The 11,479-nt window shown below is 62.0% G+C and carries 10 protein-coding genes and 1 pseudogene; 4 read left to right on the forward strand and 7 right to left on the reverse strand.

The genetic code is table 11. The features are described from left to right. The 4 genes and pseudogenes from ACIQ2A_RS08525 to ACIQ2A_RS08540 form a co-directional block, all read right to left on the reverse strand. Positions 1-197: pseudogene (locus ACIQ2A_RS08525) on the reverse strand (sugar ABC transporter permease); the annotation flags it as partial. Between the two features lie 21 nt (positions 198-218). Then, a complete protein-coding gene (locus ACIQ2A_RS08530; RefSeq protein ID WP_398477862.1) occupies positions 219-632 on the reverse strand; it encodes a RidA family protein in 414 nt (137 codons plus the stop codon). A gap of 98 nt (positions 633-730) precedes the next feature. Then, complete coding sequence (locus tag ACIQ2A_RS08535) at positions 731-2,056, reverse strand: ABC transporter substrate-binding protein (RefSeq protein ID WP_398477864.1); 1,326 nt, start codon at positions 2,054-2,056, stop codon at positions 731-733. 179 nt (positions 2,057-2,235) lie between these two features. Next, the gene (locus tag ACIQ2A_RS08540) at positions 2,236-3,303 is read right to left on the reverse strand and encodes an ABC transporter ATP-binding protein (RefSeq protein ID WP_398477866.1); all 1,068 of its coding nucleotides are present in this window, start codon (positions 3,301-3,303) and stop codon (positions 2,236-2,238) included. A gap of 231 nt (positions 3,304-3,534) precedes the next feature. Between ACIQ2A_RS08540 and ACIQ2A_RS08545 the strand changes: the two genes are divergently transcribed. From ACIQ2A_RS08545 to ACIQ2A_RS08555, 3 genes are all read left to right on the forward strand, one after another. Next, positions 3,535-5,361: an IlvD/Edd family dehydratase gene (locus ACIQ2A_RS08545; protein WP_398477868.1), complete on the forward strand. Its 1,827-nt coding sequence runs from the start codon at positions 3,535-3,537 to the stop codon at positions 5,359-5,361. 136 nt (positions 5,362-5,497) lie between these two features. Next, positions 5,498-6,232, forward strand: a complete 735-nt coding sequence (locus ACIQ2A_RS08550) for an SDR family oxidoreductase (protein ID WP_398477870.1) — start codon at positions 5,498-5,500, stop codon at positions 6,230-6,232. A 197-nt stretch (positions 6,233-6,429) separates the two neighbouring features. Next, positions 6,430-7,176: an SDR family NAD(P)-dependent oxidoreductase gene (locus ACIQ2A_RS08555; RefSeq protein ID WP_398477872.1), complete on the forward strand. Its 747-nt coding sequence runs from the start codon at positions 6,430-6,432 to the stop codon at positions 7,174-7,176. Between the two features lie 147 nt (positions 7,177-7,323). Here the strand turns inward: ACIQ2A_RS08555 and ACIQ2A_RS08560 are convergent, their stop codons facing one another. From ACIQ2A_RS08560 to exbB, 3 genes are read right to left on the reverse strand one after another with little or no spacing between them, the layout of a single operon-like run. Further along, on the reverse strand, positions 7,324-8,109 hold the full coding sequence (locus ACIQ2A_RS08560; RefSeq protein WP_398477874.1) for an energy transducer TonB: 786 nt from the start codon (positions 8,107-8,109) through the stop codon (positions 7,324-7,326). 13 nt (positions 8,110-8,122) lie between these two features. Further along, the gene (gene exbD / locus ACIQ2A_RS08565; protein ID WP_398477876.1) at positions 8,123-8,605 is read right to left on the reverse strand and encodes a TonB system transport protein ExbD; all 483 of its coding nucleotides are present in this window, start codon (positions 8,603-8,605) and stop codon (positions 8,123-8,125) included. 2 nt (positions 8,606-8,607) lie between these two features. Then, the gene (exbB, locus tag ACIQ2A_RS08570) at positions 8,608-9,486 is read right to left on the reverse strand and encodes a tonB-system energizer ExbB (protein ID WP_398477878.1); all 879 of its coding nucleotides are present in this window, start codon (positions 9,484-9,486) and stop codon (positions 8,608-8,610) included. 844 nt (positions 9,487-10,330) lie between these two features. Between exbB and ACIQ2A_RS08575 the strand changes: the two genes are divergently transcribed. Further along, entirely contained in the window at positions 10,331-11,479 is a 1,149-nt protein-coding gene (locus tag ACIQ2A_RS08575; RefSeq protein ID WP_398477880.1) for an efflux RND transporter periplasmic adaptor subunit, read from the forward strand.

Raw genomic sequence — 11,479 nt, forward strand, 5'->3', positions numbered from 1 at the left:
CCGCGGCCGATGCGGTCGTCGGTGAAACTCATCCAGACGCCGAGAAACAGCGGATAGGCGAGAAACAGCAGCAGGAAGGCAGCGGCCGGCAGCATGAACCACAGCGCCAGCCAGTTGCGGTTCACCCGCAAGCGGTCCCAGGCCGAGGTTTTGGGGATCACCTTCCCCACCGGCATCGATGTCTGGATCGTCGTCATTCGAAGAGAACTCCAGTCCGGTTACGGCAGGATCGCCTCGCCCTCGATCTCCACCCGCGCCTGCGGATCGATCAAGGCCGAGACCTGCACCAGCGTCATCGCCGGGAAATGTTTGCCAAGCGTCGCGCCCCACGCTTCGCCAATGGCGGCGCCGGCGCTCTTGAATTCCGTGATGTCGGTGACATAGGCGCGCAGCATCACGATCTGCTTCGGCTCGCCGCCCGCCGCCTTCAGCACGGTGACAAGATTCTCCATGGCGTAGCGCCATTGCGCGCCGAAATCCGAAGAAGCGGAGACGTCGCCCTGCCCATCCTTCTTGCCGAGCTGCCCGGAGATGCGGACGCTGCGCGTGCCACCGGACACCACCGCATGCGCGAAACCGCGCGGCCGGCTCCAGCCTTCGGGCAGAATTGTTTTGGTGTCGATCTCTGGCATTCCCATTCCCATCAGTCAGGCGACTTGGTGCCGCTCTGGAAAGTGGCCGGCGCGGGTCGCTCCGCGCCGGCAAGTCTTCCGCTAAAGAACTGCCGTCCCTATGCGCGGAAGATACGCTTCGCCGCCCGCTCGGCGGACGCCATCGCGGTCTTCACGTCTTCACGGCCCGTACAGTAATTGGCGTACATGTCGACGACCACGAAGTCGGCGATTGCCGCCGCCGCGTTCTCGCTCATCTGCGCCTCGCCCGCAGGCGTCGATGCCGTCGAGGCCACGTCGCGATACGGCGTGTTCTTCGGATCGGCGGTCCAGATCGGGTTCTTCTCGAAAGCGAGCAGGAACGGCGACAGATAGCCCTGAGCCGACTCGACCCACGGATTGAACTGCTCCGGCTCCATCATGAAGGCCGCAAACGCCTTACAGGCGTTCGGGAACTTGGTGAAGGTGAATATCAGCACGGGGAAGCCGAGATGCAGCTCGCGACGCTTGCCGTCCATGCCCTTCGGCAGATGGGCGTGGTTCATGTCCTCGGCGATCGCCGGGGCTTCCTTCTTCGCCGTCACATAGACCGAGATGCCGTTGGTGGTCAGATGCAGCTGGCCGGCAAGGAACGCCTTGTTGTTCGACGAGTCGTTCCACGACGCCGTGCCGGGAATGAAGTTGTCATAGAGCGACTTCACATATTCCAGCGACTTCGCGGTTTCCGGCGAATTGATCGTGACCTTGTTGCTCTTGTCGATCAGCTTGCCGCCATGGGCCCAGAGCGCCCAGTGCACCCAGCCATTGGCATCGCCCGAGGCGTGGCCGAGGGCCATGCCGGCCGGGGTGCCGTTCTTGTTGAGCCCCTTCACCAGATCCTGGAAGCCTGCGAGATCTTCCGGGAAGGTCTTGTGGCCGGCCTTTTCCGCGGCGGCGACGCGGTAATTGACCAGACCGCCGGTGGCCGCGACCGGCAGACCAATCCACTTGCCGTTATACATGCCGTATTGCTTGCCGGACTCCGCCCAGCCGCCATTCTTGTTGCCGAGATAGGTGGCGACATCGGTGACGTCGAGGCACTTGGTCGGGAACAGGAAGGGCAGCGAATACAGGCCCCACACCATGTCGAGGCCCTGCCCGGTATTCGCTGCGACGGATGCCTTCGGCTGAATGTCGTCATAGGATTCGTTCGACACGGTGATGGTGACGCCGGTGGCCTTGGAAAAGGCATCGACGATCTTCATGAAGGCCGCGTCTTCGGCCTCGACGAAGCGCTTCCAGCGCAGCAGATTGATCTTGGCGCCGGCTTCCGGCTTCCACTGCGAGGCCTGCGCCCACGCCTTGGCATAGCCGAGCAGCTGATCGGCCGACATGGTCGCTGCCGCCGCGAGCGTCAGCGCGCCGCCTTTGAGCAGAGATCGGCGATCCGGGGTAAATCCAGTCATCTTGCATTCTCTCCCTGTTATATTGGTTCGTTGATCGACCAATGTTTTCACTTGTCGTCCCCGCGAAGGCGGGGACCCATAACCTCAGACATCTCAGCTTGCGCTCGGCCTCTCACAGCTGCGCGTCGCAACAACGACGGCGGCTATGGGTCCCCGCTTTCGCGGGGAAGACACCGACTTCAGTTCACCCGCTTGCCGGTCTCCTTGTCGAACAGATGCGCCGAATTCGCGCGCGGCTTCAGATGGATCTTGTCACCCGGCGCGACAGGACGACGATCGCGGAAGATCGCGATGATGTCCTGGGTGCCGATACGCGCGACAACCTGCGTCTCCGAGCCCATCGGCTCCACGACGATCACCTCGGCCTCGATGCCATCATCAGCGAATTCGAGATGCTCCGGCCGGATGCCATAAGTCACGGACTTGTCATTGCCGGCCGCAGGTGCCGCCGTGATCGGGAGCTTTGCGCCGTTCGCCGTCTCGACCCATGGCTGCCCGCCATTCACCTTCAGCGTCCCTTCGAGGAAATTCATCGCCGGTGATCCGATGAATCCGGCCACGAACTTGTTCTCGGGATGATCATACAGCTCGAGCGGCGCGCCCATCTGCTCGACGATTCCGTCCTGCATCACCACGATCTTGTCGGCCATGGTCATGGCCTCGATCTGGTCATGGGTTACATAGACGGTGGTGGTCTTGAGCCGCTGATGCAGCTCCTTGATCTCGGCGCGCATGGCGACGCGCAGCTTGGCATCGAGATTCGACAGCGGCTCGTCGAACAAAAACACCTGAGGATCGCGCACGATGGCGCGGCCCATGGCGACGCGCTGGCGCTGACCGCCCGACAATTGTCGGGGATAACGCTCGAGCAGCCGTCGCAGATCGAGAATATCGGCAGCGCGATTGACCTTCTCGTCGATCTCGCTCTGCTTGGCCCCGCGCAGCTTGAGCGAAAAGCCCATATTCTGGGCCACCGTCATATGCGGATAGAGCGCATAATTCTGGAACACCATGGCGATGTCGCGCTCTTTCGGCTGCACATCGTTGACGACGCGATCGCCGATGGAAATCGTCCCGGAGGTGATCTTTTCCAGACCTGCGAGCATGCGCAGCAATGTGGATTTACCGCAGCCGCTTGGTCCGACCAGCACCACGAATTCGCCGTCCTCGATGGGGACGGATACGCCGTGAAGAACTTCAAAGCCGCCAAAAGACTTACGCACGTCGTGAATCTGCACGGACGCCATACATTTCCCTCCCAAAAGTCCCGATTTTCGAGACAACGCCCTCCGCTTGTGCGGGGCCGCCTGTTCTTACTTGTCTGACATCCTACCATCTTTCTGGCGGGATGTCGTTGGATCATAGTCGTAGAAAATTCTCGCGGATGCAAACGTTGCGAAGCATTCAATGCCGTGCAAACATTCGCCACCAATCAAAAGAGACGACGCACCATCACAAAAGTGTGCGCTGCGGGAGAAATGATGACCAAGCCGAATAGCCCCTCGCCGACGCCAGGGTCCACCAAGCGTAAACTTCGTTCGAGCGAATGGTTCAACGATCCCCACAATCCCGGAATGACCGCTCTCTATCTTGAGCGCTATCTGAATTACGGCCTGACGCGCCACGAACTACAATCCGGCAAGCCGATCATCGGCATCGCGCAGACCGGCAACGACCTGTCGCCCTGCAATCGCCATCACATCGAGCTGGCAAAGCGCGTGCGTGAAGGCATCACCGCCGCCGGCGGCCTGGTGATGGAGTTTCCGGTGCATCCGATCCAGGAAACCGGCAAGCGACCGACCGCGGCCCTCGATCGCAACCTCGCTTATCTCGGCCTCGTCGAAGTCCTGTTCGGCTATCCCCTCGACGGCGTCGTGCTCACCACGGGCTGCGACAAGACCACGCCGGCCTGCCTGATGGCGGCGGCCACCGTCAACCTGCCCGCCATCGTCCTCTCCGGCGGGCCGATGCTGAATGGCTGGCACGACGGCCAGCGCACCGGCTCCGGCACCGTGGTGTGGAAGTCGCGCGAGCGCCTCGCCGCCGGCGAGATCGACTATGAGGAATTCATGACGCTGGTGGCGTCGTCGGCGCCGTCGGTCGGCCATTGCAACACCATGGGTACCGCATCCACCATGAATTCGCTGGCCGAAGCGCTGGGCATGTCGCTGCCCGGCTGCGCCGCGATTCCCGCGCCCTATCGCGAGCGCGGCCAGATCGCCTATGAAACCGGCATGCGCATCGTCGACATGGTGTGGGAAGATCTCAAGCCATCTGACATTCTCACGCGAAAGGCGTTCGAGAACTGCATCGTGGTCAATTCGGCCATCGGCGGCTCCACCAATGCGCCGATCCACATCAACGCATTGGCCCGCCATATCGGCGTCGAACTCTCCATCGACGATTGGCAGACTGTCGGCCATGACGTGCCGCTGCTGGTGAACATGCAGCCGGCCGGCTTCTATCTCGGCGAGGAATATCACCGCGCCGGCGGCGTGCCGTCGGTGGTGCGCGAGCTGATGCAGCACAAGCGCATCCATGAGGATGTGGTGACCGTCAACGGCAAGACCATGGGCGAGAACTGCGCCGCGGCACCCGCGCCTGACAAGGACGTGATCTGGTCCTATGACAAGCCGCTGGTGGCGGATGCCGGCTTCCTCGTGCTGCGCGGAAATCTGTTTGATTCCGCGATCATGAAGACCTCGGTGATCTCCAAGGAGTTTCGCGATCGCTATCTGATCAATCCGAAGGACCTCAACGCCTTCGAGGGCCGCGCCATCGTGTTCGAGGGGCCGGAGGATTATCACGACCGCATCGACGACGCCTCGCTGAACATCGACGAGCACTGTATCCTGTTCGTGCGCGGCACCGGCCCGATCGGCTATCCCGGCGGCGCCGAAGTGGTGAACATGCAGCCACCGGCCGCCCTGATCAAACGCGGTATTCTTTCGCTCCCCTGTATCGGCGACGGCCGCCAGTCGGGCACGTCCGGCTCGCCATCGATCCTGAATGCCTCGCCGGAAGCGGCAGCCAATGGCGGTCTCGCCATCCTGCAGACCGGCGACGTGGTGCGCATCGACCTCAACAAGGGTAGCGCGAATATTTTGATCTCCGACGAGGAGCTGAAGCGCCGTCGTGCGGAGCTGATGGCAAAGGGTGGGTTTGCCTATCCGAAGCATCAGACGCCGTGGCAGGAGCTTTACCGCAACACCGTCGGCCAACAGGCGACAGGCGCGTGCCTCGAATTGGCGACGCGCTATCGGGACATCGCCGGGACGGTAGGCACGGCACGGCATAATCACTGATCTCACAGCCGTCATTGCGAGGAGCGCAGCGACGAAGCAATCCAGAGTCACACGAAGAAAGAACTGGATTGCTTCGCTGCGCTCGCAATGACGACGGTAGACACCAAAACAATAAATATCTTCAGGGAGACTCCCCATGTCCAACCGCCTCAAAGGCAAACGCGCCTTCGTGACCGCCGGCGCCGTCGGCATCGGCCGCGCCTGCGCGCTGGCCTTCGCCCGCGAAGGCGCGACCGTCATCGCCACCGACCTTGACGAAAAAGGCGTCGCCCTTCTCACCAAGGACGGCGTCGCTGAAACGGCAAAGCTTGACGTGCGTGACACCGCCGCCGTCGAAGCCATGGCGAAGAAGGTCGGTGACATCGACATCCTGCTCAACGCCGCCGGCTTCGTGCATCACGGCGATGCGCTGAACTGCTCCGATGCCGACTGGGATTTCTCCTTCGACCTCAACGTCAAGTCGATGCACCGGACCATCCGGTCTTTCCTGCCCGGCATGCTCGCGCGCGGCCACGGCTCGATCGTCAACATCTCGTCCGCCGCGGGCGTCTTCAAGGCCGCGCCGAACCGCTATGTCTATGGCGCCACCAAAGCGGCCGTCGCCGCCCTCACCCGCGCCGTCGCGGTGGACTACATCACCAAGGGCATCCGCTGTAACGCCATCTGCCCCGGCACCATCGAGACGCCCTCGATGCTCGACCGCGCCGCCGCCGCCGGCCCGAACGGCCGCGAGATGTTCGTGAGCCGCCAGCCCATGGGCCGCCTCGGCACGGCCGATGAGATCGCCAATCTTGCGCTCTATCTGGCCAGCGACGAAAGCGCCTTCACGACGGGCGTCGCCCACATCATCGACGGCGGCTGGACGCTCTGACCTTAACCTCTCCCCGCATCTTGCGCGGGGAGAGGTCGCCGCGTCTTCGCGGCGGGTGAGGGGCGAGGCACGCGGCTCATTGCAAACATTGAGCTTGCGGATCGAAGAGCCCCTCACCCCGCCCTCTCCCCGCGAAGACGCGGGGCGAGGGAGCGAGAGGCCGTCGCTTCATCACCTTCAAACAAGGACATCGCATCATGAACAAGATCGACCTCTCAGGCCGGATCGCCGTGGTCACTGGCGGCGCCCAGGGCTTTGGCCGCGCCATCACCGAACGCTTCGTCGCCTCCGGCGCCAAGGTCGCGATCTGGGATCAGGACATCGATCTCGCCGTCAAGACCGCGCGCGAGATCGGCGACGACGTCATTGCCCTTAAAGTGGACGTCACCGACGCCGCCTCGATTGACGCCGGCCGCGATGCGACGTTGCAGGAATTCGGCAAGATCGACATCCTCGTCAACAACGCAGGCATCACCGGCTTCAACAAGCCAGTATGGGAAATCGACTATGACGACTGGCGCCGTGTGATGCGCATCAATCTCGATGGCCCGTTCCTGTGCTGCAAGGCCGTGGTGCCCGTGATGCAAAAGAACGGCTACGGTCGCATCGTCAACATCGCCTCCATCGCCGGCAAGGAAGGCAACCCGAACGCCTCGCACTACTCAGCGTCAAAAGCCGCCCTGATCGCACTGACAAAATCGCTCGGCAAGGAGCTGGCCAATACCGAGATCAATGTGAACGCCGTCACGCCGGCCGCCGCGAAGACCGCGATCTTCGATCAGATGACCGAGCAGCACATCAACTTCATGCTGTCGAAGATTCCGAAAGGCCGTTTCGTGCTGGTGCAGGAACTCGCCGCCATGGCCGCCTGGCTTGCGTCGGAGGATTGCGCGTTCTCGACAGGAGCCGTGTTCGATATTTCGGGCGGTCGGGCGACGTACTGAATTGCATACGACTGCCATCCCCGCGAAAGCGGGGATCCAGTAAACGCAAGCGTTGCGGCACGATCACTGATCTCGACATCCTGGATCGCCCGGTCAGGCCGGGCGATGACAATGGGATAAACGGCAACGGGACACGCCGTCCCGAAGCTACCCCTTCTTCACCCGGAAGATCACCGGCACCGTAAAGCTCAACCCGTCATCGGCAATGAGAGCCGGCGGCGGCGGTAGCGGGTCCGAGCGGCGGACCATGGCGATGGCAGCCTCGTCGAAGGCGGCGTCGCCGGAGCCCTTCACGACGCGCACGGCCAGCACCTTGCCGACGCGGTCGATCTCGAAATTCACCATCACCTCGGCCGCCTTCTGCTGGCGTTCGGTGGGATAGCGCTTGTTCTTTTCCAGATAGGCCGAGAGCTGCTTGGCCCAGACGGTGGACAGGCGCTTCTTGTCGGTGCCCATGCCGGTGTTCACGGCTTGCGCCTTCTCGCCGGTCTTGGACTCATCGAGCTTCTGCTGCGCGGCAGCTTCCGAGGCGACGGATTCCTGCGAGGCCTGCTGCTGCTTCTGGGCTTTCTCCGGCGTCTCTTCCTCGGGCTTGTTCGCCTTGTTCTCGGTGACGGCCATGTCCGGCTCTTCACTCTCGTGCGGCGTCTCCTTGGGAAGATCGCTTTCCTTCTCGACCGCCTTCTGCTCCTGCACGGCCGGCGACGCGGCCGAGGCTTCGGAGTCCGGGCCCTGCGGCAGGTCGGTCTGCTCGACGTCGGGCGACACCATCTCCATGCCGACTTCGATGGCATTGGCACCGAGGCCGTCGGCGTCCTCTTCCTGCTGCATCTCATAGACGGCCGCAGCGATGCCGCCGACATGCAGCGTCACGGCGCAAACCGCCGCGATCAGCCACATGCGCCAGGACGTGTTTCGATCGAGCTCAGACATATCCGTTCCGACGTCAGGGCTGCTGCGGCGCGGCCGGTGGCGTAGCCCCCGGCACAGGTGCTGCGCCCGCTGCGGCCACGCCTTCGAGTGCCACAAGCTTGGTCTTGGTGTAGCCACCCGCGCGCAGGCGCTCCATCACGTCGAAGAACTCGCCGTAAGGCACGGCGCGATCGACGCGCAAGAAGATCGGGCGATCCTTGTTGCCGTTCTCCATGGAATCCAGACGGCTGATCAGATCGACGCGCTTCACCATGTCCTCGCCGATGGCCACCGCAAGATCCGGCTTGATGCTGACATAAGTCGGCTTGTCCGGCTTCTTCTGCGGCGCCACGGTCGAGGTCGGCAGGTTGATCGGCAGATCGACGGTCGATAGCGGTGCCGCCACCATGAAGATGATCAGCAGCACCAGAATGACATCGATGAAGGGGGTGACGTTGATTTCGTGGTTTTCCTCGAAATCGTCATCGCCCGAACCTTCGGAAAGCGACATACCCATGATTATTCAGCCGCTGCGCGCATGTGGGCACTGGAATGGGTGCGATCGAGATCGCGCGACAGCAGACGGCCCGACGCGCCCTGCGCACGGCCGACGATCTCCATGTAGTTCTTCGTCACGCGGGCGAAGTGATTGTAGATGATCACCGCAGGAATAGCCGCAACGAGGCCGATGGCCGTTGCGAGCAGCGCTTCGGCGATGCCTGGTGCGACGACGGCCAGATTCGTCGTCTGCGACTTCGAGATGCCGATAAAGCTATTCATGATGCCCCAGACCGTGCCGAACAGGCCGACGAAAGGCGAGATCGCGCCGATGGTCGCGAGCGCGCCCATGCCGGTACGAACCTTGCGGCCTTCGGCGCGAACGATTTCGCCAAAGCTCGATGCCGCGCGCTCCTTGATGCCCTCATCGCTGGAAATGCCGGCGGACATCTTGCCCTCGCGCATCGCCGCGGCAAGCAGGCGCGACAGCACCGTCTTCTTGTCGCCGAGCGCGATCTGCGCTTCGGCGAGCGAACGTGCTTCGCCGATCTTGCGGAGCGCGCTCTTCAGGCGGTTGGTCGAATAGGTCAGCTCCATGAACTTGAAGATGCCCACGGTCCAGGTCAGCACCGATGCGAGTGCGAGACCGACCATGACGGCTTTGACGATGATATCCGCGCCCATGAACATCGCCCATGGCGACAGGTCATGCTCGCCGGTGGCGACAGGCGCCTTGGCGGCGGCTTCGACTGCCGGACTGACGAACGCCGGTGCAGCCGGAGAATTTTGCGTGACTGCAGGCACTGCGGGTGCAGCAGCTGCTGGAGCCGCAGGCGGTGTCGCCTGCTGCGCGATGAGTGGCGATGCGAACCAGACCGTCGCCAGCGCAGCCAGCAACATAAGAACGTTTCTAAACAAGATTGTACCTCGGCCCAGTAGCAGACAGGATTTCGATCAAACCGGCCAATGCGGCCGTTTCAGCTTCGCCGTTTCGGCAGCGCTCGACACGAAAGTGTGGCGCGCTATCGAAATCGAACAGTGAGCGTTGCGCGCGCGCATGCCGTATCATGCCGCACCGCTTTGCAAAAGTCGCGCCGCGCATGGCTGCTGTCATGCGTTTTGCGATCTGCAATTTAGAACCAGAATAAACTGGACCAGCGCAACACCCCTCTCCTTCACCCGCAGCTCTCCCGTCACAAGGCGATGAAGCTGAATATGTGACGGCGATGGGTTTCATCGTGCGACTGCGTAATCGAGTAACGGTGCGTGATGCGCTCAAGGCGATATCGCGACTGCGAACGCACCATGTCCTTAACTGTATTGCGGGTGGTTTGCCCACCTCAATGGACTCAATTCCGCTTGAATAGCTCCAGATCAAAATCATTCTAAACTGGAGGGCGTCATTTTTTGCTGCCGCAAGACGGCCGCTGGAGCGCCACAAGGATGCCGCACCGTTTTTGAGCTGCCGCGCGCAAAACTGCGGGGTTCTGATCAACTATGGATTGCTTCGTCCAAGACCGGCGAAAGCCTCCATTTCATACTGGCACGGCCAATCAAGAGCGTTCGGCGCCTCGCGGAAACATGCAGAAACACTTGAAGAGATGAAGTTTTTGCAATGATGGACGTTCTCAAGCGCTCGTGTGTTTACAGAATTGAACCGGGTTTTTAACTGGCCGCAAAGCTGCAACTGGGCCGGGTAAAATGATCCGTGCCGCAAGATTGCCGCAAGCCGAAAGAGCACGCCATGACCACGCGCCCCCATTTTCGCTGGATCAGCTTGATTTTGCTGGCCGTTTTGGCCGGCGGCGGATATGCGGCCTTGCGGCAATACAGCGGCAACAAGGAACAGGCGCAGGCGGACAAGCCACGCGGTCCAGCGCCCGTTCCGGTGAAAATCGCATCCGTCGAGAAGTCCGACTTCCCCGTCTATCTCACCGGCCTCGGCACCGTGCAGGGCTTCAATACCGTCGTTGTGCGCACGCGCGTCGATGGCCAGATCGATCGCATCGCTTTTACCGAAGGACAGATCGTCAAGGCAGGCGACCTGCTCGCGCAGATCGATCCCCGCCCCTTCCAGGCCGCGCTCGATCAGGCGAAGGCGAAGAAGCAACAGGACGAAGCCAATCTTGCCAATGCCAATCTCGATCTGCAGCGCTACACCAAGCTCGGTGACTTCGCGACGCGGCAGCAGACCGACACGCAGCGTTCAACGGTGCAGCAAGTGACTGCACTGATCGCCGCCGATGACGCCGCGATTTCCAATGCGCAGACGCAGCTCGACTACACCACCGTCAAAGCGCCGATTGCCGGCGTGGTCGGCTTCCGTCAGGTTGATCAGGGCAACATCGTCAATGCCTCGACGCAAACAGGTATCGTGACCATCGCGCAGATCGAACCGATCTCGGTGATCTTCACGGCACCCGAACAGCATCTCGTCGATATCAATGCGCAGCTCGCCAAGAATCCCCTGGAAGTTGATGCCTATACGAGCGACGGCAAGCGGCTGCTGTCGAAGGGCACGCTCTCGGTCGTCAATAACACCGTCGATACGACCAGCGGCACGATCCGGCTGAAGGCCGTGTTCGACAACAAGGATCACGTGCTGTGGCCGGGCCTGTCGATCTCGACACGGCTGCTCGTGACCACATTGCAGAACGCCATCGTCGTACCCGATGATGCTGTGCAGCACGGTGTTGATGGGCTCTACGCTTTTGCAGTCGGCGCCGATAGCAAAGCCGAGGTGCGCAAGATCAAGGTCGGTCGCTCCATCGACGGACGCACAGTGATCGAAGATGGGCTCACGCCCGGGGACCGCGTGATCGTCGCGGGGCAATACAAAGTACAGCCGGGCTCGGTGGTGGTATCCGCCGTCGCGTCAGCGCAGGGAAACTGA

Source organism: Tardiphaga sp. (assembly GCF_044336785.1).
In the GTDB taxonomy this organism is placed as follows: Bacteria; Pseudomonadota; Alphaproteobacteria; order Rhizobiales; family Xanthobacteraceae; genus Tardiphaga.

Excerpts from the sequence above, each read along its gene's own strand:
- exbB (WP_398477878.1), bottom strand. The coding sequence starts at position 9,486 with ATGTTGCTGGCTGCGCTGGCGACGGTCTGGTTCGCATCGCCACTCATC.
- ACIQ2A_RS08550 (WP_398477870.1), top strand. The coding sequence starts at position 5,498 with ATGTCCAACCGCCTCAAAGGCAAACGCGCCTTCGTGACCGCCGGCGCC.
- ACIQ2A_RS08545 (WP_398477868.1), top strand. The coding sequence starts at position 3,535 with ATGATGACCAAGCCGAATAGCCCCTCGCCGACGCCAGGGTCCACCAAG.
- ACIQ2A_RS08540 (WP_398477866.1), bottom strand. The coding sequence starts at position 3,303 with ATGGCGTCCGTGCAGATTCACGACGTGCGTAAGTCTTTTGGCGGCTTT.
- ACIQ2A_RS08575 (WP_398477880.1), top strand. The coding sequence starts at position 10,331 with ATGACCACGCGCCCCCATTTTCGCTGGATCAGCTTGATTTTGCTGGCC.
- exbD (WP_398477876.1), bottom strand. The coding sequence starts at position 8,605 with ATGGGTATGTCGCTTTCCGAAGGTTCGGGCGATGACGATTTCGAGGAA.
- ACIQ2A_RS08560 (WP_398477874.1), bottom strand. The coding sequence starts at position 8,109 with ATGTCTGAGCTCGATCGAAACACGTCCTGGCGCATGTGGCTGATCGCG.
- ACIQ2A_RS08530 (WP_398477862.1), bottom strand. The coding sequence starts at position 632 with ATGCCAGAGATCGACACCAAAACAATTCTGCCCGAAGGCTGGAGCCGG.
- ACIQ2A_RS08535 (WP_398477864.1), bottom strand. The coding sequence starts at position 2,056 with ATGACTGGATTTACCCCGGATCGCCGATCTCTGCTCAAAGGCGGCGCG.
- ACIQ2A_RS08555 (WP_398477872.1), top strand. The coding sequence starts at position 6,430 with ATGAACAAGATCGACCTCTCAGGCCGGATCGCCGTGGTCACTGGCGGC.